Origin of the sequence: Amycolatopsis viridis (assembly GCF_011758765.1) — a bacterium.
GTDB lineage: Bacteria > Actinomycetota > Actinomycetes > Mycobacteriales > Pseudonocardiaceae > Amycolatopsis_E > Amycolatopsis_E viridis.
Map to the genome: position 1 here is coordinate 1,756,114 of NZ_JAANOU010000001.1, position 24,595 is coordinate 1,780,708.

Here is a 24,595-nt window from a genome sequence, read left to right on the forward strand (position 1 = left end):
ACAGAACCTACGCGCCGGTGAACAACAGCGCCGTGTTGTGTCCGCCGAACCCGAACGAGTTGCTCAGCGCGGCCGCGAGCTCCACCTTCCGGGGCTCCCCGGACACCACGTCGAGCTCGACCTTCGGGTCCAGGTGCTCCAGGTTCAGCGTCGGCGGCACCACCCCGTGGTACAGCGACAACAGCGTCAGGATGCCCTCGACCGCCCCCGCGCCACCGACCAGGTGCCCCAGAGCCGACTTCGGCGCGGTCACCACCGGGTGCTCACCGACGGCCTTGCGGATGGCGTTGGCCTCGCCGATGTCACCGACCACGGTGGACGTCGCGTGCGCGTTCACGTGCCCGACGTCGGCCGACGTGAGACCCGCCATGGTCATCGCGTTGGCCATCGCGGCGATCTGCCCGATGCCTTCCGGGTGGTTGCCGGTGATGTGGTGCGCGTCGGAGGTGATGCCGTACCCGGCCAGCCGGCCGTAGATCCGCGCGCCGCGGGCCTTCGCCCGGTCGGCCCGCTCCAGCACGACCACACCGGCACCTTCACCGAGCACGAACCCGTCCCGGTCGGTGTCGAACGGCCGCGACGCGCGCTCCGGCTCGTCGTTGCGCGTGGACACCGTCCGCGCCTGCGCGAACCCGGCGATGGTGATCGGGTGGATGCAGGCCTCCGCACCACCCGCCACCACCACGTCGGCCCGGCCGTTCTGGATCATCTGGTAGCCGTTGGCGATGCCCTCGGCACCGGAGGCGCACGCCGACACCGGCGAATGCACGCCGGCCCTGGCCTTGAGGTCGATGCCGACGTGCGCGGCCGGCCCGTTCGGCATCAGCATCGGCACGGTCAGGGGCGAGACCTTCCGGATGCCGTGCTCCTCGAGCAGGTCGTCCATGGCCAGCAGCGTCAGCGGGCCGCCGATGCCGGTGCCGATGGACACGCCGAGCCGATCCGGGTCGACGTCGGTGTGCTCGTCGCTGGGCTGTTCGAAACCGGCGTCCGCCCACGCCTGCCGGGCGGCGATGAGCGCGATCTGCTCACACCGGTCCAGCCGGCGCGCCTGCACGCGCGGCAGCTTCTCCGCCGGATCCTCGGCGAGCGTCGCGCCGATCTTGACCGGCAGGTCGAACCGCTCGACCCAGTCGGCCTCGATCCGCCGGATGCCGCTGCGGCCGGCGAGCAAGCCCTCCCACGTGGACGCGACGTCCCCGCCGAGTGGCGTCGTCGCGCCGATCCCCGTGATCACGACGTCGATGTTGCTCATGCGGAGTCTCCCCGAGGTTCGGCCGAAGAAATTCAGCTCGTGCTTACTTGGCGTTCGCGGCGACGTAGTCCACGGCGTCGCCGACGGTCTTGAGGTTGGCCAGCTCGTCGTCCGGGATCTTGACCCCGAACTTGTCCTCGGCCTGCACCGCGATCTCCACCATCGACAGCGAGTCGATGTCCAGGTCGTCGACGAAGGACTTCTCCAGGCTCACGTCGTCCTGCGAGACGCCCGCGACCTCCTCGACGATCTCCGCGAGGCCGTTGAGGATCTCCTGCTTGTCCGCCACGATGGTGTTTCCTTTCTGAGGGTTCGACACCGGCAGGCCCGTGCCTGCCGGCGATAGTGGTATCACGGGCAGATGACGACCTGTCCGGCGTAGGACAGGCCCGCGCCGAATCCAACCATCAGCACCACGTCACCCGATTTGACGGTGCCCGCTTTCCGCATGTGGTCCAGCGCCATGGGGATCGACGCGGACGAGGTGTTGCCGGAGAACTTGATGTCGTCGGCGACGATCAGGTCCTCCCGCGCGCCCTTGGCGCGCAGGCGCTTGGCGATCGCGTCCACGATCCGCAGGTTCGCCTGGTGCGGGATGAGCACGTCGACGTCCGACGGCTGCAACCCGGCCAGCTCGACCGCCCGCAACGCGATCGGGGCGATCTGCGTGGTCGCCCACCGGAAGACCGACTGGCCCTCCTGGTAGATGTAGCGGTGGTCGCGCATGTAGATGGTGTCGACCAGGTCCCCGGCGCTGCCCCAGGAGACCGGCCCGATGCCCGGCTCGTCCGACGGTCCGACCACCGCGGCGCCCGCGCCGTCCGCGAAGATGATCGCGTTGGCGCGGTCCACCGGGTCGACCACGTCGGTCAGCTTCTCCGCGCCGATCACCAGCACCCGCCCGGCCGAGCCGGCGCGGATCAGGTCGGAGGCGACGCCGAGGCCGTAGCAGAACCCGGCGCACGCGGCGTTGAGGTCGAACGCGCCGGCCGCCTTGACCCCGATCCGGTCGGCGACCTGGCCGGCCGCGTTCGGGATCGGTGACGGCATGGTGCAGTTCGGCACGATCACCGTGTCCACGTCGGCCGGCTGCAGGCCGGCGTCGGCCAGCGCCGCGTTGCCCGCCTTGACCGCCATGTCGACGAGCAGCTCGTCCTTGTCGGCGAACCGGCGCTCGATGATGCCGACCCGGTCCCGGATCCACTGGTCGCTGGTGTCCATGATCTGGGACAGGTCGTCGTTGGTGACGACGCGCTCGGGCTGGTAGCTGCCGACGCCGAGGATGCGGGTGGCGGCCGGGCCCTGCTTCTGGCGTAACACCGGGCTCACAGGATCTCCTTGGCGGCGGGCAGATCGGCGGGGGTCTTCACGGCGACGGTCTGCGTGACCGTGCCCTTGAGCTGGCGCTTGACCAGTCCGGTCAGGGTCCCCGCGGGCGGCAGCTCGACCGTCGTGGTGACGCCCAGCTCGACCAGGCCGTCCATCGTCAGATCCCAGCGGACCGGGCGCGTGACCTGCTTGACCAGCCGCTCCAGGTATTCGGCGCCGCTGGTGACCACGGTGCCGTCGGCGTTGGACAGCAGCGGGCGGACCGGGTCCTTCGGCGTGATGGACGCGGCGTGGGCGCGCAGGGCCTCCTCGGCGGGGGCCATGTACTGGGTGTGGAAGGCGCCGGCGACCTTCAGCGGCCGGACCTTCGTGCCCTCGAGCGGCTCGGCGACGATGCGCTCGATCGCGTCCTTGGCGCCGGAGGCGACGATCTGGCCGGCGCCGTTGCGGTTCGCCGCGACGAGGCCGTGATCCGCCAGCCACGCGACGACCTGGTCCGGGTCGCCCAGCATGACAGCAGCCATCGAGGTCGGCTCGATCGCGCACGCCTTCGCCATCTCGGCGCCCCGCACCGCGGCCAGGGCAACGGCCTCCTCGGGGGTGAGCACGCCGGCCGCGGCCGCGGCCGCCAGCTCGCCGACCGAGTGGCCGGCGACCGGGGCGCCGGACGGGACGTCGCCCAGCGCGTCGAAGGCCAGCAGCGAGAGCGCGACGATCAGCGGCTGCGTGATCGCGGTGTCCTGGATGGTCTCGGCGTCGGCCTCGGTGCCGAGGTGGACCAGGTCGAGCCCGGTCCGCTCCGACCACCGCGCGAGCTTCTCGCGGGTACCGTCGAGTTCGAGCCAGGGGGAGAACATGCCGGGCGCTTGGGAGCCCTGCCCGGGAGCGAGCACTGCTGTCACGCCTTCAAGGGAACATGCTCGCCGGCCGGGGCCGGGATGCCGCTGGTCACCAAGTCGGAGCGGCGATCTTGTAGAAGACCTACAAAGATGGCGCCCGGGTGCCCTCTTCCAGCGGCGATGTGTTGTCGGTTCCGGGCAGGCCGGAAGTGAAACCGGTCACCAGCAGCCTGTGACCGGCGGGTCACCAGAGGCCGCGCGCCCGGGCGAGCCTGCCGACGGTCAGGGCGACCCGCAGTACGAGGGCGTCGCGCGGCTCGGCGGGGTTGCGGCCGGTGAGCTCGGCTGCCCGCCGTAGCCGGTACCGCACCGTGTTGGGGTGCACGAACAGCTTCTTCGCGCACGTCTCCAGCACCCCGCCGGACTCCAGGTACTCGTCCACCGTCTGCAGCATGGTCGGCCCGGCGCTCTCCAGCGGCTGCGCGATCTCCTCGATCAGCAGCCGCTCGGCGTCGGCGTCCCCGGACAGGGCTCGTTCCGGCAGCAGGTCCGACGACCGCACCGGGCGCGGAGCCCCCGGCCAGCCGACCACCGCCCGCAGCCCGGACAACGCCTCGGCGGCGCTGCGGTGCGCTTCGGCGAGGCTGGGCACCGTCGGCCCGGCGACCACCGGCCCCTCGCCGAACGCGCCGGCCAGCTTGCCGAGCACCTCCCGCTGCCGGGCGTCACCGTCGGTCGGTCCGCCGGCCACCACGATCAGCCGGGTCCCCTGGACGCTGAGCAGCACCGGGCGCCCCAGCCGGGCCGCCAGGCGCCGCACCTCGAACACGACGCTCGGCGGGTCGTCCGACGGTGGCCGCCCGGCCAGCACCGTCGCCATCGCCGACGGCTCCCAGCCCAGCGCCGCGGCCCGGGACAGCACCGCTTCCTCGGCGTCGCCGCGCACGATGCCGTCCACGACCAGCGCCTCCAGCCGGGCGTCCCACGCGCCGCGTGCCTCCGCAGCGGCGGCGTAGGAGTTGGCCGTGGCGAACGCGATCTCCCGGCCGTAGCGGAGGATGCCCTCGACCAGCGCGGCGTGCTCCTCGTCGGTGGCGGCGAACTCCGGCAGCTGCTCCTCGAACACCTCCATCGCCAGCCGCACCAGCCCGACGGCCTGCCGCAGGCTGATCCAGCGGGACAGGTCCTCGGGCGCGCCGCGGAACGCCTCGGTGGTGAGCTTGAGCGCCTCCTGCGAATCGCGCAGCCAGTCCACGAACCCCGCCGCGCCGGTCTGGGTGATCAGCAGGATGCTCGCCCGCTGCTCGGCGGGCAGCCGGCCGAACCAGGGCAGCCGCTGCTCCATGGCGGCGACGCTGGCGGAGGCGAGGCGTCCCGAGGCGTGCTCGAGCCTGCGCAGCGTCTTCGCCGAAAGGCCGTGGTGCTTGGCCGGCCGCCTGCCGTTCGTCTGGGTCATCGCGGAACCGACTCTAACCGGCCGTCCGGTAAATGCGAGGCCGCCCGGCGCGTTGCGGTTCTCGCAGCGCCGGGCGGCCTTATCTCCCCGGTCCCCACCGGTAGGTCCAATATGGACCCAGTGGATATTTTCCGCCAGTCTTCTCACTCGATCGTGACAGAAATTTTCCACGGATGTAGCAGGGCTCACTGCGTGTGCCGGAATGCGGGCGGGATGTGGCAGGTTGTGCCGCAGACGGGAGGCGTCATGCACGTTCTGTTGCAGCACGGGTTGTCCGTTTTCGGGCAGTGGATCTCCATCGCGGAGCTGGCCGGCCAGCTGTGCGCGCTGGCCGTCGTCTTCCTCGCGCAGCGCCGCACGCTGTGGACCTGGCCGGTGCAGGTCGGCGCGACTGTGCTGCTGTTCGCCGTCTACGCGTCGGCGCACCTGGGCGGCCTGGCCGCCCGCCAGGTGGCGATCCTGCTGATCTCGGTCTACGGCTGGTGGGCGTGGACGCGGCGGCGCGACCCGGTGTTCGGGGTGATCGTGCGCGGTGGCCGGGGGGTCGAGCGGATCGTCATGGCCGCGGCGTTCGTGGCGGGCACCGTGGTGATGGCGCTGGTGCTCGACGCGCTGCACGCGTCCTGGGCGCCGTGGCCGGACGCGGCGATCTTCGTCGGCACCCTGGTGGCCTTCGCCGCCCAGGGACGCGGGCTGGTCGAGTTCTGGCTGGTGTGGCTCGTCGTCGACGCGATCGGCGTGCCGCTGCAGATCTCCTCCGGGCTGTACTTCTCGGCGGCCGTCTACCTCGTGTTCGCGGTCCTGGTCGTGCACGGCTGGTGGAGCTGGCACCGGGTCAGCGCGCGCGTCGAGCAGCTCACCACGGCGTCCCGCTAGCGCACCGTGACGTGGGCCGGCGTGAGGTCCGTGATCCGCCGCACTCCGAGCAGCTGCATGGTGCGCACGATCTCGCCGCGCAGGATGTCCACGCACCGCTGCACGCCCCGCTCCCCGCCGGCCATCAGCCCGTACAGGTAGGCCCGGCCGACCAGGCACAGCGAGGCGCCCTGCGCCATCGCGGCCACGATGTCGCCGCCGGACAGGATCCCGGTGTCCAGCCACACCTCGGCGTCGCCACCCACCGCGTCCAGCGTCGCCGGCAGTAGTTCCAGCGGGGTGGGTGCCCGGTCGAGCTGGCGGCCGCCGTGGTTGGACAGCACCACCGCGTCCGCGCCGCACTTGACCACCTCCCGCGCGTCGGCGGGGTTCTGGATCCCCTTGACGACCAGCTTGCCCGGCCAGGTCTCGCGGACCCACGCCAGATCGTCGAAGTTCAACGCCGGGTCGAACAGGGAGTTGATCAGCTCCGCGACGGTGCCGTTCCACGACTCGAACGACGCGAACGTCAGCGGCTCGGTGGTCAGCAGGTTGAACCACCACGCCGGGTGCAGGGCGCCGTCGGCGAACGTCCGCAGCGTCAGCGCGGGCGGGATCGTCAGGCCGTTGCGCACGTCCCGCATCCGCGCCCCGCCCACCGGCGTGTCCACCGTCAGCAGCAGCGTGCCGTACCCGTTGTCCCACGCCCGCTGCATCAGCTCCCGGCCCGCACCGTGGTCCCGCCACACGTACAGCTGGAACCACTTCCGTGCCTGCGGGGCCGCACTGGCGACCTGCTCGATCGAGACGGTACCCATCGTCGACAGCACGTACGGGATGCGTTCCCGCTGCGCGACCCGGACCACCGCCCGTTCGCCCTCGTGGTGCATCATCCGCGTGAACCCGGTGGGCGCGAACGCGAACGGCAGCGCCGACCGCTCGCCGAGCACCGGTACGCCGGTGTCCACATCGGACACACCACGCAGCACGCTGGGGTGGAACTCCACTGCGCGGAACGCCTGCCGGGCACGGCGCAGGCTCTCCTCGAGCTCGGCTGCGCCGTCGGCGTAGTCGAACACCGCACGCGGCGTGCGCCGGCGTGCGATCGTGCGCAGATCGGCGATGGTGTGCGCCTTCGCCAGCCGCCGGTCGGTCGGGTTCAGCTCGACCGGCCGGGGCCGCAGGATCCGCTGCAGCTCACGGGGCCGGGGGAGTCGGCGTCGCGTCATGGGACGACATCCTCGCGCACCGCGCCGTGACGGCCACCCCCGGTGCGGGGGCGGCCGTCACGGTCACGGGCGGATCAGGCGTTGCCGGCGTCGGTCAGCTGCGGACCCGCCGCGGTCACGTCGTCGATCCGGTACTTGCGCGCGGCCTCGACCACCTTGTCCTGCGCGACCTCGCCACGCTTGGCGAGCGCCGCCAGCGTGGCGACCGTGATCGACTCGGCGTCGACCAGGAAGTACCGCCGCGCCGCCGGACGCGTGTCGGAGAACCCGAACCCGTCGGTGCCCAGGGTGACCATGTCGGTCGGCACCCACGGGCGGATCAGGTCGGGTACCGCCCGCATCCAGTCCGATACCGCCACGACCGGGCCGGTCGCGCCGGACAGGGCCTGCGTCACGTACGGCACGCGCGGCTCGTCCGCCGGGTGCAGCAGGTTGTCCCGGTCGACCGCGACCGCCTCCCGGCGCAGCTCCGACCACGACGTCGCGGACCACACGGCCGCGCGCACGCCCCACTCCTCGGCCAGCATCTGCTGCGCCTTGAGCGCGTCCGGCATCGTCACGCCGGACACCAGGATCTGCGCCTCGGGACCGTCGCCCGCCGGCGCCTCCGCGTAGCGGTAGAGACCCTTGAGCAGGCCCGCCACGTCGAGGTTCTCCGGCTCGGCCGGCTGCCGGTACGGCTCGTTGTAGATCGTGATGTAGTAGAACACGTTCTCGCCGTTGCCGTCCGGGCCGCCCTCGCCGTACATCCGGCGCAGGCCGTCCCGCACGATGTGGGCGATCTCGAACGACCACGCCGGGTCGTAGGCCACCACGGCCGGGTTGGTGTGCGCCAGCAGCAGCGAATGCCCGTCCGCGTGCTGCAGGCCCTCACCGGTCAGTGTGGTGCGGCCGGCGGTGGCGCCGAGCACGAACCCGCGCGCCATCTGGTCCGCGGCGGCCCACAGGCCGTCGCCGGTGCGCTGGAACCCGAACATCGAGTAGAAGATGTAGATCGGGATCATCGGCTCGCCGTGCGTGGCGTAGGACGTGCCCACCGCCGTGAACGACGACGTCGACCCGGCCTCGTTGATGCCCTCGTGCAGCAGCTGGCCGTGCTCGGACTCCTTGTAGGCCAGCATCAGGCTCGCGTCCACCGACGTGTAGCTCTGCCCGTGCGGGTTGTAGATCTTCGCCGTCGGGAACATCGAGTCCAGGCCGAAGGTGCGGGCCTCGTCCGGGATGATCGGCACGATCCGGTGCCCGATCTCGCCGTCCTTGGCCAGCTCGCGGACCAGCCGGACGAACGCCATCGTGGTGGCGACCTCCTGCTTGCCCGAGCCCTTGCGCACCGCCTCGTACACCTTGTCGCCCGGCAGCACCAGCGACTTCGCCCGGTTGCGCCGCTCCGGCACGAACCCGCCGAGCGTCTTGCGGCGCCCGATCATGTACTGGATCTCCGGCGAGTCCGGGCCCGGGTGGTAGTACGGCGGCAGCTTCGGATCGCGCTCCAGCTCTTCGTCGCTGATCGGGATGCGCTGCGCGTCCCGGAACAGCTTCAGGTCGTCGAGCGTGAGCTTCTTCATCTGGTGCGTGGCGTTGCGGCCCTCGAACGTCGGGCCCAGGCCGTAACCCTTGATGGTGTGCGCCAGGATCACCGTCGGCTGGCCGTGGTTCTCCATCGCGGCCTTGTACGCCGCGTACACCTTGCGGTAGTCGTGGCCACCCCGCTTGAGGTTCCAGATCTCCGCGTCGGTCAGGTCCTTGACGAGGTCCTTCGTCCGCGGGTCGCGGCCGAAGAAGTGCTCGCGCACGTAGGCGCCGTCGTTGGCCTTGTACGTCTGGTAGTCACCGTCGGGGGTGACGTTCATCAGGTTGACCAGCGCGCCGTCGCGGTCGGCGTGCAGCAGCGCGTCCCACTCGCGGCCCCAGATGACCTTGATCACGTTCCAGCCCGCGCCGCGGAAGTACGCCTCGAGCTCCTGGATGATCTTGCCGTTGCCGCGCACCGGCCCGTCCAGCCGCTGCAGGTTGCAGTTGATGACGAACGTGAGGTTGTCCAGGCCCTCGCCCGCCGCGACGTGGATCAGGCCGCGCGACTCCGCCTCGTCCATCTCGCCGTCGCCGAGGAACGCCCAGACGTGCTGGTCGGAGGTGTCCTTGATACCGCGGTCGCGCAGGTACCGGTTGAACCGGGCCTGGTAGATCGCGTTCATCGGGCCGAGGCCCATGGACACGGTCGGGTACTCCCAGAACGACGGCATCAGGCGCGGGTGCGGGTACGACGGCAGCCCGCCGCCCTCGCCCGCGTGCGACATCTCCTGGCGGAAGCCGTCGAGCTGCGACTCGGTGAGCCGGCCCTCCAGGTACGCCCTGGCGTAGATGCCGGGCGAGGCGTGACCCTGGATGAACACCTGGTCACCGCCGCCGGAGTGGTCCTTGCCGCGGAAGAAGTGGTTGAAGCCGACCTCGTACAGCGCGGCCGAGGACGCGTAGGTCGAGATGTGCCCGCCCACGCTGACCCCGGGCCGCTGCGCCCGGTGGACCATGATCGCGGCGTTCCACCGGATGTAGGCCCGGTACCGGCGCTCGATCTCCTCGTCGCCGGGGAACCACGGTTCGTTCTCCGTGGGGATGGTGTTGACGTAGTCCGTCGCGGTCAGCGGCGGGACACCGACGTTGCGCTCACGGGCGCGTTCCAGGATCCGCAGCATCAGGTATCGAGCCCGCTGCTGGCCGCCCCGGGCGAGTGCCTCGTCGAACGAGTCGAGCCATTCGGCGGTCTCCTCCGGGTCGATGTCGGGCAGGTGGGCCGCCAATCCGTCGCGGATGACGCGGACCCGGGCCGGGGCCCGATCGCTGCTGGCTCCGTTGCCTGCGGCCTGGTGGTTCTGGGGGGCCAAGGGATCTCCTCGCCGGTCGTCACTTTCGAGTACGGGACACGGGTGCCTCTGGTGGCCGTGTCCTCTCTGTCATGGTCGTTCGATCCGAGCTTCCCGTCATCGCTACTGAGCGGTAACGTTCACCTAGTTCCGCGCGCGCACGCGCGCGCGTTATCTCTACCCTAGGCCAGGTGTCCCCGGAGGGGTTCCCGAGAGGGTCGTTTTGCGGTCGCGGACACGTCCCGGCGGGCCCTACGCTGCGCTACGAGTTGACAGAGATCCGGTGTGGACGGTTGCGCCGGAGCCGCCGGACGTGTTCGCTACACCCATCCGTATGTCGGGTGCGGCGGCGTCCTGCCGCCCGCGTCGTGAGTTGGAGGAGTGACAGCAGTGGTCGCCGCTGGAGACGCTGAGCACAGCAGCGTCGCCGAGAGGCTTGGCATCAAGCCGGACATGGTGGTTCAGGAGATCGGGTGGGACGAGGACGTCGACGACGACCTGCGTGCCGCGATCGAAGAACATATCGGCGGCGATCTCCTCGACGAGGACGCCGACGAGGTCATCGACGTGGTCCTGCTGTGGTGGCGGGAGGACGACGGGGACCTGGTCGACGCGATCATGGACGCGCGGTCGCCCCTCGACGAGAACGGTTTCATCTGGGTGCTCACCCCCAAGACGGGGCAGCCCGGGCACGTGGAGCCGAGCGAGATCGCCGAGGCGGTGCCCACCGTCGGCCTCGCCCAGACCTCGAACATCAGCGTCGGGCCGAACTGGTCCGGCACCAAGCTGGTGCCGCCGAAGTCCAAGTCGAAGCAGCGCTGAGAAGCCGCACGCTAAGGTGGGCGTGCGGCAAGCGCAACGTTGGCGATGGGAAGGTGCTTCGATGGCGATCGAGGTCGGTTCAGTTGCTCCGGACTTCACCCTGAACGACTACAACAAGCAGCCGGTCACGCTGTCGTCGTTCCGTGGCGACAAGCCGGTGCTGCTGGTCTTCTACCCGTTCGCGTTCAGCGGGATCTGCCAGGGCGAGCTCTGCCAGCTGCGCGACGAGTTCGCCGAGTACGACGGCCAGGGCGTGCAGGTGCTGGGGGTGTCGGTGGACACACCGTTCTCGCTCAAGGCGTGGGCCGAGCAGCAGGGTTACCAGTTCCCGCTGCTGTCGGACTTCTGGCCGCACGGTGAGGTGGCCAAGCTCTACGGCGTGTTCAACGAGGGCGCCGGCCTGGCCAACCGCGGCACCTTCCTGATCGACAAGGACGGCGTGGTGCGCTTCGCCGAGGTGAACCAGCCGGGTGAGCCGCGCGACCAGCTCGCCTGGAAGCGTGCGGTGGCCGAGCTGCCGGAATGATGCTCGCACCGGCGGGGTCCCTCGGGGCGCCGCCGGTCCGGGGCGCATAGCTCAGCGGAAGAGCACCTCCCTTACAAGGAGGGGGTCGCAGGTTCGAACCCTGCTGCGCCCACCCGTCCGGCCGCGCCGGTCGCGCGGAAAACCCGGTGCTCGCGGCGTTTCGTGCTGACAGACTGCGTGCCGTGGACCGTGACCTGATCTCGCGCCTCGCGCATGCCGATCACCCCGTCGCCGCACCGCTCGGTGACGAATCCGTGACCAGGCTGCTGGCCAGGGGCCTGCCGCGTCTGGACGCGCGCATCCTCGACCTCGGTTGTGGCGGCGGGGAGTGGCTGCTGCGTGCGCTCGAACTGCGCCCGCAGGCCCGGGGTGAGGGTGTCGACCTCTCCGCCGTCGCTCTCGAGCACGCTCGCCGGGAAGCCGAGCGGCGTGGCCTCGCCGACCGGCTGACCGTCCACCACTTGGACGCCGCCGAGTTCACCGGCCCGCCCGCGGATCTCGTCCTCTGCGTCGGCTCCACCCACGCGTTCGGCGGTCTGCTGCCGGCCCTCGCGGCGGCCCGGAAGCTGCTCGCGCCCGGTGGGCGGGTCATCGTGGGCGACGGGTACTGGGAACAGGAACCGAGCGCGGAGGCCGTCGAGCTGCTCGGCGACCTCGCGGACCTGCCCACCACCGTCGACATGGTGACCGCCGACGGCTGGGTGCCGGTCTACGGGCACCTCAGCACCCGGCACGAGCTGGACGACTACGAGTGGAACTGGAGCGGCTCCCTCGCCGAGCGGGCGCCCGACCAGCTCGCCACGGCGACCGAGCACCGGGACGAGTGGTTGCGTGGCTACCGGCACTGCTTCGGGTTCCTCACCCTCGTGCTCACACCCGTAGCGCGACGCTGAGCGGCACGCCGCGGATGACGGCCGGGTTCGCGAGCAGTGCCCAGACCATCGGCCCCTTTTCCGCCGCCCACGGTCCTGGTAATTGTTTTCCGGATCGGGCATCGGATTGTGGGAGGTCGACGGGTGGCTACCTCGAGGCGGGATTTCCTCCGTGCTGCCGCGCTGGTCGGCGCCTCCGCCGTGGCGGCACCGGCGGTACCCGCGAGCGCGGATCCCGGCGGTGCGGCACCGGGCGGCCCGGGCGCCGACACCACGTTCACCCCCGCCGACAAGCTGGGTTTCGGCACCGCGCGGTCGGCGAGCCCGGTCTGGTTCACGCTCGAGGGTGGCCGGCTCGCCGAGGTGTACCACCCGGACCTGAGCACGCCGGCGAGCCGGGAGACGCAGATCGTCGTCACCGACGGCCAGTCCTTTGTGGAGCGCGTGTCGGACGTCGAGCACCGCACGGAACTCCCGGACGAGGAGGTGCCCGCGTACCGGCAGACCGCGCGCGGCACCGGGTGGACGCTGACCACCCGGTACGTGACGGATCCGGACCGGGACACGGTGCTCGTTGATGTCGAGTTCCGGTCACGCCGGCCGCTGCGGGTGTACGTGCTGTACGATCCGGCGCTCGGCGGTGACGGCACCACCGACCACGCCTTTCCGCAGGCCGGTGCGCTCGTGGCGGCGAACGGCAGCAGCGCCGGCGCCCTGATGGCGGGCGGCGGGTTCAGCGAGTCGACCGTCGGCTACGCCGGGGTCAACGACGGGTGGACCGAGCTGGTCGCCGGCGGCGGCCGGCTGGCGCACCACTACGCGACGGCCGGGCCCGGCAACGTCGTTCAGCTCGGCCGGTTGCGGCTCGACGGCCTGACCCGCACCCGGGAGCTGATCGCCCTCGGCTTCGGCGCGGACGCCGACCACGCGGTGCGCGCCGCGCGGGCCTCGCTGGCCCGCGGATTCGGCCCCACCGCGTCGGCGTACGCCTCGGGGTGGCGGCACTACCTGGCCGGGTTGCCCGGGCCGCCCGCCGACGCGGACCGGCGCGTCTACCTGACCTCGGTGGTGGTGCTGGCCGCGAGTGAGGACAAGCGCAACCCGGGTGCGTTCATCGCGTCACCGTCGATGCCGTGGGCGTTCGGATTCGACCGGGCGGTGGCGCCCCGGTACGGGTCCTACCACCTGGTGTGGCCGCGGGACCTGTACCAGATCGCCACCGGGCTGCTCGCCGCCGGCGACCGGGCGGCCGCGGAACGCGCGCTGGACTACCTGCTGCGGGTGCAGCAGTCGGACGGGCACTGGCCGCAGAACACCACTGTGGACGGCACGCCGTTCTGGACCTCGGTCCAGCTCGACGAGACCGCCGCGCCGATGCTGCTGGCGTGGCTGCTCGACCGAGATGATCCGGCCACAGTGGACAGTCTCGCGCGCGGTGGCGATTTCCTGTTGTCCGACACGGGGGACGGGCACGCCTCGCCGTACACCGAGCAGGAGCGGTGGGAGGAGCAGAGCGGCTATTCCCCGTCCACGATCGCGTCGGTTATCGCCGGGCTGGTGTGCCTGGCCGACCTGATGCACCGGGCCGGGCGTGACCCGTCGCGGTTCCTCGCCGCGGCAGACCGGTGGCGGGCCGCGGTGGACGGCTGGACGGTGACCGGCAACGGGCCGTACTCGCCTCGCCCGTACTTCCTGCGGCTGACGAAGGACGGCAACCCCAACGCCGGGACGGCGTACCACCTGGGCAACAACAACCCCGGCACGACCGACCAGCGGGCCGTGGTGGACGCCGGTTTCCTCGAGCTGGTGCGGCTGGGTGTGCGGCAGGCGCAGGACCCGGTGGTGCTGAACTCGCTGGCGGTGGTGGACGCGCGGATCTCCACGCTGACGCCGTCGGGCCGGCACTGGCACCGCTACTCCGGCGACGGATACGGCGAACAGGCCGACGGCCGGCCGTGGAACGTGAACCGGCCGGACGTGGTGCGGACCTACGGCCGGTTGTGGCCGATCTTCGCCGGTGAGCGCGGCGAGTACGAACTGCTGGCCGGCAACCGCGACGCGGCCCGCGGAAGGCTGCGGGACATCGCCGCCTGCGCCGGCGAGACCGGGTTGCTGCCGGAACAGGTGTGGGACACGAACCCGCCCTACCCGGCCGTGCGACCGGGCACGCCGACCGCCTCGGCCACCCCGCTGGCCTGGACGCACGCCCAATACCTGCGGCTGGCGTGGTCGGTGGCGCGGGGGAGACCCGTGGAGTACCCCGACGTGGTGGCGACGCGCTATCTGACGGGCTGAGCGGCGAGCGGTCTACAGCTGCACGCCCCAGCACCGCGCGCGAACCTCCCGACCGCGCAACCGCTTACGCCCCACCCTCGGAACACCTGCACCGCAACGGAACCACTCACGCACAGACCTCCCCCACCGCGAAGCGGCAAAAAGATCACAAGAGTCCTCGCCGGACGGGTAGGCTCCGGGACGACCAAGGGTGCCTGGCGTCGCCTTGGCGGGGTGGTTCGCTGGGGCTGGCTTCGTGCTGTCTGTCGGAGGGTGGGCGGGTGCGGGAACGGGCGTTGGCGGCGTTGGCGGGGCTGGCGATCGGGGATGCGCTGGGCATGCCGACCGAGGGCAAATCGCCCGCGGAGATCGAACCGGTGACCGGCTTCGCGGCTGCCCGGGGCCTTCCGGCGGGTGCGGTCACCGACGACACCCAGCAGAGCGTCATCGTGGCTCGCCTGTTGATCGACGGCGGTGGCCGCATCGATCCGCACCGGTTCGCCGGGGCGCTGCTGGCCTGGGAACGGGATCTGCGCGGCCGCGGTGTCCACGGCTTGCTCGGGCCCTCCACCCGTGCCGCGCTGAACGCCGTCGCGGCGGGTGAACCCCTGGAGCGCGCCGGCCGGTACGGTGCCACCAACGGCGCGGCCATGCGCATCACGCCCGTCGGGATCGCCACGCCGCCCGACCTGGAGCTCCTCGTCGAGCGGGTGGTCGAGGCCAGCTGGGTCACCCACCACACCGGCGTCGCCCTGGCGGGGGCCGCCGCGGTCGCCGCCGCCGTGAGCGCGGGGATCGACGGGGCGGCCCTGCCGGACGCGATCGACGTCGCCATCGCCGCCGCCGAACTCGCCGCGCAGCGCGGGAACTGGGTCGCCGCCGCGGACGTCGCCGCCCGCATCCGCTGGGCACGCGACCTCGATCCCGCGCGCATCGCCACGGTGATCGGCACCAGCGTCGCCACCCAGGAATCGGTGCCCGCCGCCTTCGCGGTGCTCGCGCACGCCGACGACCCTTGGCACGCCTGCTGCACCGCGGCGAGCCTGGGCGGCGACACCGACACGATCGCCGCGATGGCCGGTGCCATCGCAGGAGCCTGCACCGGAGCCGGCGCCTTCCCCGAGGACGCCGTCCGCACGGTCACCGAGGTCAACGATCTCCCGCTACCCGAGCTGGCCGACGGCCTGCTGGAACTGCGTACCGGAACCCGCTGAGCGGTCACCCGTCCGCGCCACCACGTCCGCGGCCTCCGCCGCCCCGCCGCACGTCCGCACGATCTCCCGCATGCCACGCACGTTCTCCGCGATCCCGGCGTCCGACGACACCCGCAGCACCGCGTTGTGCAGCGCCTGCACCGTGACGTCCGCCCGGTCCAGCGTGACCCCCAGGCCCAGCTCCGTCAGCCGCGCCGCGTTCAGCCGCTGCTCCGCCATCTGCGGCACCGCGACCATCGGGACGCCGTGGTACAGCGCCTCCAGCACGCTGCCCATCCCCGCGTGCGTGACGAACGCCGACGCCATGGCCAGCACGTCCAGCTGCGGCACCATCGCCGCGATCTCCACGTCGTCCGGCACCGGCCCGAGCGCGGCCGGGTCCACGTGCCGGCCGATCGCCATGACCGTGTGCCAGCCCAGCCCGGCCGCCATGTCCAGACACGCCCGGAAGAACCCCGGCTGGTCGGTGAAACACGAGCCGAGCGAGACCAACAGCACCGGCTTGCCCCCCGGAGCCCGCCAGCGGCCCTGGAAGGACCGGTCGCCCAGCGCCGGACCGGTGAAGGTGTGCTCCGGCCCGAGCAGTTCCGGTGACATCTGGAACGCCCGCGGCACGAACACCACCTTCGGATCGGCGGTGGCCTGAAACTGTTCGACCGAGCACCCCAGCCCGTGGGTGTCGAGAAATCGCTGGAACCTCTGGTACACCGGCAGTTCCGACAGGCTCGTCACCCCGAACGCGACCTGCTCCCAGCCCGGGAACAGCGCGTGCGTCGGCGACAGCTGCACCATCGGCACACCCAGCTTGAGTGCCAGCACCTTTCCCGCGAACGCGACGAAGTCGTAGACGATCACGTCGGGCACGTCACCGGCGATCGCGGCCTCCAGCACGGGGAGCGCGGCCTGCGCCTCCCGGTGGTACACCTCCACGCCGGCCATCAGGTCCTCCGGCGGTGGCCCGCCGTCGCGCACTCCGGGCAGCACCACGGGTTCCGCGCCCACCACGCGTACCTGCGGGACGAACTCCGCGCCCACCGCGTAGGTCACCCGCCACCCGCGGGCGACCAGCTCGGCCACCACCGCGAGGGTCGGGTTGACGTGCCCGTGGTCCGCGACGTTGACGAACAGGGCGTGCTTCACCGCGCCACCCCGCCAGCCACGTGCTCGACCGGCGTGCAGTAGGGCAAGCCGGACAGCGTCTCGCCGCGGAAGAACCGGAGCGCGAGGTCCACGATCTCGGCGGGTCGTTCCAGGTGCACCAAGTGGTCGGCGCCGCGGATCGCGGTGAAGCGCGCGTCCGCGCAGCGGGCGGCAGCGGCGCGGCTCAGCCGCGGCGTGGTCAGCGGATCGTGCTCACCCGTGGTGACCAGAACCGGGACGGGGAGCACCGCACCGTCGTCACCGGCGTGGTCCAGCAGCCGCCGGGTGTTGTCCAGGTACTTCGCGACGTCGGCGCCGGTCATCGCGCCCACCAGCCCGGTGAGGCACCGGCGCACCGCGGCCTGGCGCTGCACGCCCGCCTCGCGGCTGAGCATCAGATCCAGCACCTCGGTCGTGAACTCGTCGTGCCGCCCCTGCTCGGCCAGTTCCACGCTGCGCGCGATGCGCTCCCGCAAGGGACCGGTCACGTGCGTCATCGTGCCGACCAGCAGCACGCGGCGCACCCGGTCGGGCCGCAGCTGCGCCCACCGGTGCGCGACACCGGTGCCGTAGGAGGCGCCGACGAGGTGCACCGGGCCGGGCGCGACGTGGTCGAGGAGGTGGTCGAGCGCGTCGGCCAGGAAGTCCACCCCGTACTCCGGCGGCAGCCGGTCCGCGGTGCCCCAGCCGGGCAGGTCGGCGGTGATCACGTCGGCGTGGCCGAGCAGATCGCGTTCCACGCGCCCCCAGGCGTCCTTGCGCTGGAACGCGCCGCCGACCAGGACGACCGGCTCGAGCCCGCCGCCCGATCCGTGCACCTTCCTGCCCTCGTAGGTGAATCCGCCGAACGTGAGCGGGACGATCTCCTGCCGGGTGGTCATTGCCGTCACAAGCATCTTCCTCGGTCGTGGTCGCGGCACGCCACGAAACCACGCCGTCGCTCGTTCTCGCGCCGCGGAAACCCGATGGAGCCAACATCTCCACACGCACGTGTGACCGGTGCCCGAGCCCCCGGGGACCGCTGTGTGCTACGCCGGCACCACCAACCCCCGACATCAGCAACCGGGTGACCTGGCGGAAGTGGTGCGCGGGCGGGCCGCGCGGACCGGTGCCGGCGCGGCCCGGGGCGTCAGTCCGCGAGGCTGAGGCCGGCGAGCTGGGCGCGGCTCGTGACGCCGAGCTTGGGGAACGCCCGGTAGAGGTGGTAGCTCACCGTTTTCGGACTCAGGAACAGTTGCCCGGCTATTTCCCGGTTGCTCATGCCGGTCGCCGCCAGGCGGGTGATCCGCAGTTCCTGCGGCGAAAGCGGTGGCGCCGGGTCACGGCCGGGCCGCGGGGAAATGCTGGCGCCGGCGGCGCGCAGTTCGGCACGGGCGCGGTCGGCCCACGGCGTCGCGCGAAGCCGTTCGAAGGTTGACAAGGCGGTGCGGAGGTGGAGCTGGGCATCGGTCTTGTGGCGCTCGCGGCGCAGCCGCTCGCCGAAGAGGAGGTGGGTGCGGGCGGCCTCCCACGGCCGGCCGGTGTCGGCGTGCAGGCGAACGGCCGTGCGGAACATTTCGTGCGCCTTGGGCCAGTCCTGTTCCATGAGCGCCCGGCAGCGGTGCAGCACCGCATCGGCCCAGCCGAGCCCGGATGCCTCGGCCCAGGCGGTGATCTGCTCCAGCGCCGCGCGCGCCGAGCGGTCGTGACCGCCGAGACGGGAGGCGGCTTCGATGCGGTCCGGGGCGTAGTAGACGCTCTGGATCTGGCGGCGGACCGGGCCCTCCTGGGCATGCTCGAGCCGTTCGAGCGCCTCCGCGAACCTGCCCCGGCCAAGATCGGCGAGGGCAAGGGCCCACTCGGCCCACGCCAGGCTGTTCACGATGCCGGTGGTGTCGAAGTGGTCGTGGCAGTGGGCGGCGAGTTCGGCGCAACGGTCGTATTCGCCGCGCACCGCGCAGATCCAGGCGAGCATCCCCTCGAGGTAGCCGGCCCGGTTGGGCTGGCCGGTGTCCGCGGCGATCCGCAGCCCGTCGGCCGCCGACGCTTCGGCGTCCCGGAACTTGCCGAGGTAGAGCTCGGATGCGGTGAGGGTGAGGTGTACCAGCGGTAGCCACCCGATCTCGCCGCGCGAGCGGCACTCGGCGGCGACGGCCAGGGAGATCTCCCGTCCGGCCTCGAAGTCGCCGACCAGGCCGGCGACGAAGGCGGCGTTGACCCGCAGGTCCGGACTGCTGGAGGACTTGCGGCCGTGGTCCACGAGGGCGCGCATGGTCGACAACGCCGCCGCCGGGCCACGTTCGAGGAACTCCGCCGCGCCGTACACCGCGGCAGCGGCGGGCCCCAGCCCGTGCTCGGGGTGCGGTCCCAGTTCGCGCAGCCGGTCCGCGGCGGCCCGCAGCCGGCCGGCGTCGCTGAGCTGCCACGCGTTGCGCGCCGCGTCGACCAGCAGGAGACCGGCCTCGGCACGGTCCTGGGCGGTGTTGCCTCCGGCGATGGTGCCGGCGGCGGCCAGCAGCAGCTCGTGCGCGGTACCGGGGTCGCCGTCGTCGAAGGCGGTGCGGGCGCGCAGGGCTTGTGCCCGTGCCCGTGTTCGGGGATCGTCGGTCAGCCGGGCGGCCGTGTCGAGCAGTGAGCCCGCCCTCGGGCCCAGACCGGCGTCCACGGCGGCCCTGGCGGCCGCGATCAGCCGGCGGGCACGCCGGCCCGGGTCGGCGGTGAGCTCGGCCGCACGCTCCAGCGCGGGTGCGGCGGCCTCGTGTCCATTGCGTTCCCTGGACCGGGCGGCGCTCTCCTCGAGGGCCAGCGCCGCCTGTTCGTCGGGGCCTGTCGCGGCGGCGGCCAGGTGCCAGGCGCGGCGGTCCGGCCGGTCGGTGAGCACAGCCGCGAGCGCGCGGTGCGCCGCTAGGCGCTCCTCGAAGGTGACGGCGCGCAGTGCGGCGCCACGCATGAGCGGGTGCGCGAAGGAGACGCGCCCGCCGGCGATCCGTACCAATCCGGCCCGTTCCGCGGCATCCGGTGCCCCGGCGTCAGCGCCGAGTCGCGCACTGGCGGCGAGGACCGTCGTGAGATCGCCGTCGTCCTCGGCCGCAACGACCAGCAGCCAGGTACGGGCTTGCGACGGCAACTCGGCGATCCGCGCGGCGTACGCGTCCTGGATGCGGCGCGGCAGCGGCAGCGGTTCGAAGGCCCGGGAATGGTCCGCCACGGTGCTGGGCAGTTCGACGAGGGCGAGCGGGTTGCCCGCGCTCTCGTCGAGGACCCGGCGCCGCAGCGGAGGGGTGAGCCCCGGCGCGTGCTCGGCCAGCACATCCCGGGCACTGTCGTCGTCGAGCCCGGCGAGCCGTAGCTCGGGCAGACCCGCCGCGTCGAAGCCGTCCCTGGCGGCCAGGACGAGGGCGATGCCCTCGGCGTGCAGGCGCCGGGCCGCGAACAACAGCGCGCGAGCCGAGCTGTGGTCGAGCCAGTGCGCGTCGTCGACCAGGCACAGCAGGGGACCGTCGGCGGCGAGCTCGGACAGCAGGGACAGCACGGCGAGGCCGACCATGAGCTGGTCGCCGCCGCCCTCCCGCGCGAGGCCGAACGCCTGCTTGAGGGCGGCTGTCTGCGGGGCGGGCAGCGCGTCGATCCGGTTCAGCGCGGGATGCAGGAGCATGTGCAGCGAGGCGTACGGCAACTCCGCCTCGGTCTCGAACCCAGCGGCCTGGACCACCGTCATGCCGTGGGTGTCGCGGGCTTGCGCGGCGGCGTAGGACAAGAGCGCGGTCTTGCCGATGCCCGGATCTCCCCGGAGCACCAGCGTGCCGCTGGACCCAGCCGACGCGGCGGCGAGGAGGGTGTCGAGCCTTGCCTGTTCGGGCCCCCTGCCGTGCAGCGGCGTCACCTCGGAGTTCCCTTCTGTCCAGTCCGGATCCTAGTCGGTTGTCCGGTACCGGCCGGACGACGGTCTTCCTAATGTCCCCTGGTAGGGGCGGTCGCCCCGGCCCAAACGAGCAGGACGGACCAGACCGTGATGACGATGATGACCGATACCGGCACCTCGGTGAAGCTGGAGGCGGTGACCCGTAGCTACCGGGGTGACGGCGGCGAGGTGACCGCATTGGACGACGTGTCGGTCACCTTCGGGCATGGGACGTTCACCGCGGTGATGGGTCCGTCGGGCTCGGGAAAGTCGACGCTGCTGCAGTGTGCCGCCGGCCTCGACCGTCCGAACTCCGGCCGGGTGTTCCTCGGCGGGACGGACCTCACCGCGCTGAGCGAGCGGAAGCTGACCCAGCTGCGCCGCGACAAGGTCGGCTTCGTCTTCCAGCAGTTCAACCTGATGCCCTCGCTTACCGCGGAGCAGAACGTCGCGCTGCCGCTGCGGCTGGCAGGTCGGCGGCCCGATCCCGATCTCCTGCGCCAGGGGCTGGCGTCCGTCGGGCTCGAGGACCGGCGCGGGCACCGTCCGGCGCAACTGTCCGGTGGCCAGCAGCAGCGGGTGGCGATCGCCAGGGCACTGGTCACCCGGCCCGCGGTGTTGTTCGCGGACGAACCGACCGGCGCGCTCGACACGGCGACCGGGCGCGACGTACTGCACTTGCTGCGCACGCTCGTCGACCGGCACGCCCAGACCCTGGTGATGGTCACCCACGACCCGGTGGCAGCTGCGTACGCGGACCGGGTCGTCTTCCTCGCCGACGGCCAGATCCGCGACGAACTGGTCGATCCCGATCCGCGCTCGGTGATGTCGCGGATGGTGCTGCTGGAGGCGTCGTGCTGACCATCGCGCTCAGTACCCTGCGCACCCGCTGGGTGTCCTTCGTAGGGTGCTTCTTCGCTCTGTTTCTCGGCGCTGGGCTGATCGCCGTGACCGGGCAGGTGCTTGCCAGCACGGTCACCACCGCTGACCGGGCGCCGCAGCGGTACGCCGCGGCACCGGTGGTGGTCGTACCCGGCGAGCTGACCGGACTGCCTCCGATCGCGGGGCAGCCCTCGCGGCCCGCGGAGCCGCGAGGGCTGCCCGCGGTCCTCGCGGCCGAGTTCCCGGACGCCGTGATCGACCGGGTCTTCCCCGCCGCGCTGGCCGGCGGTCCGCCGGCGACCGGGCGGCCGTGGTCTGCGGCGCGCGCCGCACCGCACCAGCTCACCGCCGGACGCCCGCCGGCCGTGGACGGCGAGATCGCGGCGAGCGTGTCGGCCCGCCAGGGAGTCACCCTCGGCGAACGGGTGCGGATCGTCACCGCGGGCGGTGCACAGACGTACACGGTCGTCGGCCTCACCTCAGCCGGCCCACAGGACACCCTGTTCTTCACCGACGCACGGGCCGCGGCGCTGTCGCCGAGAATCGACGCGCTGGCGCTGTGGCAACCGGCCGACGCCGTACGGGCCGTGGTCGGCGACCGCGGCCAGATCCTCACCGGCCAGGACCGGGCACTGGCCGACCCGACCAGGCACGACGACGACCGGGCGCGGAACAACGCCAACACCATCGCGGGTATCGCGGGTGGCTTCGCGGCGTTCGTGGCGATCTTCGTCGTGTCCTCGACGTTCGCGTTCACCGTGGTGCAGCGCCTGCGGGAGTTCGCGCTGCTGCGCACTGTCGGGGCAACCCGGCGCCAGGTGCGCCGGATGGTGCTCGCCGAGGCCGGGGCCGTCGCGGTCGTCGCGTCCGCACTGGGTGCGGTGGTCGGGCCCCTCGCCACCGGGTGGGCGCTGGACGGCCTGATCAGCCATGGCATGGCCCCGGCCTGGACCGTGGTGAGCCACTCGGCCGTCCCCGCGCTGGTGGCGTTCCCGGCCGGTGTTCTCGTCGCGCTGCTCGGCGCGGCCGCCGCGGCGTGGCGTGCCTCGCGCGTCGCCCCGGTTGAGGCGATGCGCCAGGCGGCGGCCGAGACGAGGCCGATGACACCGGTGCGCTGGCTGCTCGGTGTTGCCGCGCTCCTGGGCGGAATCATCAGCATGGCCGTCAACGCGGGGTTCGACCCCGAGTCGGCGGCCAAGAACAAGACGGCGATGCCGATCGTCATGCTGCTCGTCGCCGGCGTCAGCCTCCTCGCTCCGGTCGTGGTGCGGCCCGTCACCCGGGTACTGGCCAGACCGCTCGAGCGGCTGCGCGGCGCCACCGGCATGGTGGTGGCCGGTTCCGCCCTCACCTCCGCCCGGCAGACAGCCGCGGCCGCGGGGCCGGTGCTGGTGATGGTCGCGCTGGCCGTGTCACTGCTCGGCGGAGCCGCGACCGGCGACGCGGCGGACACCACCCGGCAGACCGCACCCGTGCGGGCCGAGTACCTCGTCCTGCCCACGACGGACGCGGGCCTCGACCGGGAGCTCGTCGGACGGCTGCGGACCATCCCCGGGGTCGACGTCGCCACCTCCACGCCGACCAGCGTGTACACCGCGGAAGGCCAGGACACCGTGCTGATCCAGCGCCCGGTCGAGGTCGTCGAGCCGGGTACCTTTCCGTCCGCCGTCCGGATCGCCCTGGCGGAAGGCTCGTTCTCCGCGCTCGACGAGCACGGGATCGTGGTCTCCGCCGACTGGGAGCGGGGCCTCGGCGAGAGCCTGCGTCTCCGCCGCGCCGACGGCTCCGCGACCACGCTCACCGTGGTCGGCGTGCTCGCCGCGGGAGCCAGCGCTGACGCCTACATCGCGCCGCCGGCCGTGGACCCCCCGGCCGCTCTGCCCAGCGTCGCCTACGTGAAGCTCCACGACGGCGCCCCGGGCGCGGCCGTCGAGGAGGCATTGCGCGGGGCGACCGAGGGGCACAACGCCCAGGTGGTGTCCCGCTCGGTGTGGGCCGACAGCCTTGCGGCTCACCGGGGCTCGGCGAGCAGGCTCGGACTGCTGGCCGTGCTCGGCGTCATCCTCGCGTACACCGCCATCGCGCTGGTCAACATCGCGCTGATGGCAGCGGCCCAACGGGCGCCGGAACGCCGGGCACTGCGTCTCGCCGGTGCCCGCCAATCCCAGGTGTTGCGCTTCGTCGCGGCGGAGTCCCTCCTGGTGGTGGCGATCGGCGTCGTCCTGGCCACCGCCACGGCGGCACTGGCGCTGACCGGGCAATGGGCGGCGCTCGTGCGCGTCGTCGGTCCGCTGCCGATCCACGTGCCATGGCTCGCGGCCGCGGCGGCGGTAGCCGGATGCGCACTCCTCGCCGTGCCGGCGTCGATCTTGGCCGCGGCGATCACGGACCGGGGCGGAAGACCGCGCACCGGCGCCCGATGACGGTCCGGTGACGAGCGTGAACCGGGGATCGACGAAGCGTCCGGCCACCGTTCCGGCGAGTTGACCCGGTTCGCGCTCGACCTGTTCCGGCGGCTCGGCCGGGAACCGCCGATCGTGACAGCCGTGTGGTGAACGGGCCACCGGGGCACTGGTGGGCGGTCGTCCCGGGCCGGTTGGATGGACCCATGACCGTGACGTTCCTGCTGCTCGCCCGCTTGCCCGAGGATGGGGCGGCGGCCTTCGACGCCTACGAGGATTCCGTGCTGCCGCTGCTGGCCGAGTACGGAGGGCGCCTCGAGCGGCGGGTGCGTTCCCTCGACGACCGCACCGAGGCGCACCTGGTGTCGTTCCCCGGTGAGCAGGAGTTCGCCGCGTACCGCGCCGATCCCCGGCGGGGTGCGTCCGCACCGCTGCTGGAGCGGTCGGGCGCCGTGGTGGAACTCCTGCCCGTCCGGGAGATCACTTTCCGGAACGGGTCGTCAGACCATTGACCAGCTAAGTGGCCGGTTCGTGGCCGAGCATGCCGGACGACCTGCCCTGACCGGGGCGCGCTCGAGCTGACCGGACCGATCCGGTCGATCAGCGGGCGGACCCGGCTCAGGCTGGGCTGCGTGCTCGTTGCCGTCGGCGGGCGGCGCGAGCACGCCGAGCAGGTTCCGCAGCTCGCTCATCGTGCCCCGGCCGGCAGGCCCCCGCCTCCAGTGCCGTCACCGCCTGTCCCCGTCCATCGTGCAGCGA

General features: G+C 72.4%; 19 protein-coding genes and 1 tRNA gene. 10 read left to right on the top strand and 10 right to left on the bottom strand.

All coding sequences use genetic code 11. The features are described from left to right. Positions 1 to 7 precede the first annotated feature (7 nt). The 5 genes from FHX46_RS08700 to FHX46_RS08720 all read right to left on the bottom strand — a co-directional run bounded on the left by FHX46_RS08700 (position 8) and on the right by FHX46_RS08720 (position 4,879). Complete coding sequence (locus tag FHX46_RS08700; RefSeq protein WP_167112265.1) at positions 8 to 1,255, bottom strand: beta-ketoacyl-[acyl-carrier-protein] synthase family protein; 1,248 nt, start codon at positions 1,253 to 1,255, stop codon at positions 8 to 10. A 43-nt stretch (positions 1,256 to 1,298) separates the two neighbouring features. Next, positions 1,299 to 1,544 (bottom strand): acyl carrier protein, encoded by a 246-nt coding sequence (locus FHX46_RS08705; protein ID WP_167105997.1) that lies wholly within the window; start codon positions 1,542 to 1,544, stop codon positions 1,299 to 1,301. 62 nt (positions 1,545 to 1,606) lie between these two features. Further along, complete coding sequence (locus FHX46_RS08710) at positions 1,607 to 2,584, bottom strand: beta-ketoacyl-ACP synthase III (protein ID WP_167112267.1); 978 nt, start codon at positions 2,582 to 2,584, stop codon at positions 1,607 to 1,609. Continuing rightward, positions 2,581 to 3,486 carry an ACP S-malonyltransferase gene (locus FHX46_RS08715; protein WP_167112269.1) on the bottom strand — a complete coding sequence of 302 codons (906 nt, stop codon included), beginning with the start codon at positions 3,484 to 3,486 and terminating at the stop codon, positions 2,581 to 2,583. The genes FHX46_RS08710 and FHX46_RS08715 overlap by 4 nt, the downstream gene beginning before the upstream one ends. Before the next feature lie 181 nt (positions 3,487 to 3,667). After that, complete coding sequence (locus FHX46_RS08720; protein ID WP_167112271.1) at positions 3,668 to 4,879, bottom strand: PucR family transcriptional regulator; 1,212 nt, start codon at positions 4,877 to 4,879, stop codon at positions 3,668 to 3,670. 246 nt (positions 4,880 to 5,125) lie between these two features. On the opposite strand from FHX46_RS08720, the gene FHX46_RS08725 reads away from it, so the two are divergent. Continuing rightward, entirely contained in the window at positions 5,126 to 5,755 is a 630-nt protein-coding gene (locus FHX46_RS08725; protein ID WP_167112273.1) for a nicotinamide mononucleotide transporter family protein, read from the top strand. Here FHX46_RS08725 and FHX46_RS08730 read toward each other — a convergent pair. Next, complete coding sequence (locus FHX46_RS08730; RefSeq protein ID WP_167112275.1) at positions 5,752 to 6,963, bottom strand: alpha-hydroxy acid oxidase; 1,212 nt, start codon at positions 6,961 to 6,963, stop codon at positions 5,752 to 5,754. The two genes, FHX46_RS08725 and FHX46_RS08730, sit on opposite strands and share 4 nt — an antisense overlap. Positions 6,964 to 7,037: 74 nt before the next feature. Further along, entirely contained in the window at positions 7,038 to 9,845 is a 2,808-nt protein-coding gene (gene aceE, locus FHX46_RS08735) for a pyruvate dehydrogenase (acetyl-transferring), homodimeric type (protein WP_167112277.1), read from the bottom strand. A gap of 369 nt (positions 9,846 to 10,214) precedes the next feature. Here aceE and FHX46_RS08740 point away from each other — a divergent pair, with 369 nt between their 5' ends. The 6 genes from FHX46_RS08740 to FHX46_RS08765 all read left to right on the top strand — a co-directional run bounded on the left by FHX46_RS08740 (position 10,215) and on the right by FHX46_RS08765 (position 15,532). Next, positions 10,215 to 10,646: a DUF3052 domain-containing protein gene (locus FHX46_RS08740; RefSeq protein WP_167112279.1), complete on the top strand. Its 432-nt coding sequence runs from the start codon at positions 10,215 to 10,217 to the stop codon at positions 10,644 to 10,646. A gap of 61 nt (positions 10,647 to 10,707) precedes the next feature. Next, on the top strand, positions 10,708 to 11,172 hold the full coding sequence (locus tag FHX46_RS08745; RefSeq protein ID WP_167112281.1) for a peroxiredoxin: 465 nt from the start codon (positions 10,708 to 10,710) through the stop codon (positions 11,170 to 11,172). A gap of 40 nt (positions 11,173 to 11,212) precedes the next feature. Continuing rightward, positions 11,213 to 11,284 (top strand) — tRNA-Val (locus FHX46_RS08750). 70 nt (positions 11,285 to 11,354) lie between these two features. Continuing rightward, a complete protein-coding gene (locus FHX46_RS08755; RefSeq protein ID WP_167112283.1) occupies positions 11,355 to 12,065 on the top strand; it encodes an SAM-dependent methyltransferase in 711 nt (236 codons plus the stop codon). Between the two features lie 123 nt (positions 12,066 to 12,188). Next, positions 12,189 to 14,339 (top strand): glycoside hydrolase family 15 protein, encoded by a 2,151-nt coding sequence (locus FHX46_RS08760; protein ID WP_313886066.1) that lies wholly within the window; start codon positions 12,189 to 12,191, stop codon positions 14,337 to 14,339. 260 nt (positions 14,340 to 14,599) lie between these two features. Continuing rightward, positions 14,600 to 15,532, top strand: coding sequence for an ADP-ribosylglycohydrolase family protein (locus FHX46_RS08765; protein ID WP_313886067.1), 933 nt, complete (start codon positions 14,600 to 14,602; stop codon positions 15,530 to 15,532). Here FHX46_RS08765 and FHX46_RS08770 read toward each other — a convergent pair. From FHX46_RS08770 to FHX46_RS08780, 3 genes are all read right to left on the bottom strand, one after another. After that, positions 15,482 to 16,672: a macrolide family glycosyltransferase gene (locus FHX46_RS08770; protein WP_167112285.1), complete on the bottom strand. Its 1,191-nt coding sequence runs from the start codon at positions 16,670 to 16,672 to the stop codon at positions 15,482 to 15,484. The two genes, FHX46_RS08765 and FHX46_RS08770, sit on opposite strands and share 51 nt — an antisense overlap. Next, complete coding sequence (locus FHX46_RS08775; protein WP_243871250.1) at positions 16,669 to 17,553, bottom strand: alpha/beta fold hydrolase; 885 nt, start codon at positions 17,551 to 17,553, stop codon at positions 16,669 to 16,671. Before FHX46_RS08775 ends, FHX46_RS08770 begins: the two co-directional genes overlap by 4 nt. Before the next feature lie 248 nt (positions 17,554 to 17,801). After that, positions 17,802 to 20,534, bottom strand: a complete 2,733-nt coding sequence (locus FHX46_RS08780; RefSeq protein ID WP_167112289.1) for a helix-turn-helix transcriptional regulator — start codon at positions 20,532 to 20,534, stop codon at positions 17,802 to 17,804. Between the two features lie 135 nt (positions 20,535 to 20,669). Between FHX46_RS08780 and FHX46_RS08785 the strand changes: the two genes are divergently transcribed. The 3 genes from FHX46_RS08785 (at position 20,670) to FHX46_RS08795 (ending at position 24,348) form a co-directional block, all read left to right on the top strand. Then, a complete protein-coding gene (locus tag FHX46_RS08785; RefSeq protein ID WP_243871251.1) occupies positions 20,670 to 21,413 on the top strand; it encodes an ABC transporter ATP-binding protein in 744 nt (247 codons plus the stop codon). Beyond that, positions 21,407 to 23,857 carry an FtsX-like permease family protein gene (locus FHX46_RS08790; RefSeq protein WP_167112290.1) on the top strand — a complete coding sequence of 817 codons (2,451 nt, stop codon included), beginning with the start codon at positions 21,407 to 21,409 and terminating at the stop codon, positions 23,855 to 23,857. The genes FHX46_RS08785 and FHX46_RS08790 overlap by 7 nt, the downstream gene beginning before the upstream one ends. A gap of 185 nt (positions 23,858 to 24,042) precedes the next feature. Then, positions 24,043 to 24,348, top strand: a complete 306-nt coding sequence (locus tag FHX46_RS08795; RefSeq protein WP_167112292.1) for a hypothetical protein — start codon at positions 24,043 to 24,045, stop codon at positions 24,346 to 24,348. Positions 24,349 to 24,595 lie beyond the last annotated feature (247 nt).

Excerpts from the sequence above, each read along its gene's own strand:
- FHX46_RS08730 (WP_167112275.1), bottom strand. The coding sequence starts at position 6,963 with ATGACGCGACGCCGACTCCCCCGGCCCCGTGAGCTGCAGCGGATCCTG.
- FHX46_RS08700 (WP_167112265.1), bottom strand. The coding sequence starts at position 1,255 with ATGAGCAACATCGACGTCGTGATCACGGGGATCGGCGCGACGACGCCA.
- FHX46_RS08725 (WP_167112273.1), top strand. The coding sequence starts at position 5,126 with ATGCACGTTCTGTTGCAGCACGGGTTGTCCGTTTTCGGGCAGTGGATC.
- FHX46_RS08785 (WP_243871251.1), top strand. The coding sequence starts at position 20,670 with ATGATGACCGATACCGGCACCTCGGTGAAGCTGGAGGCGGTGACCCGT.
- FHX46_RS08720 (WP_167112271.1), bottom strand. The coding sequence starts at position 4,879 with ATGACCCAGACGAACGGCAGGCGGCCGGCCAAGCACCACGGCCTTTCG.
- FHX46_RS08745 (WP_167112281.1), top strand. The coding sequence starts at position 10,708 with ATGGCGATCGAGGTCGGTTCAGTTGCTCCGGACTTCACCCTGAACGAC.
- FHX46_RS08775 (WP_243871250.1), bottom strand. The coding sequence starts at position 17,553 with ATGACCACCCGGCAGGAGATCGTCCCGCTCACGTTCGGCGGATTCACC.
- FHX46_RS08795 (WP_167112292.1), top strand. The coding sequence starts at position 24,043 with ATGACCGTGACGTTCCTGCTGCTCGCCCGCTTGCCCGAGGATGGGGCG.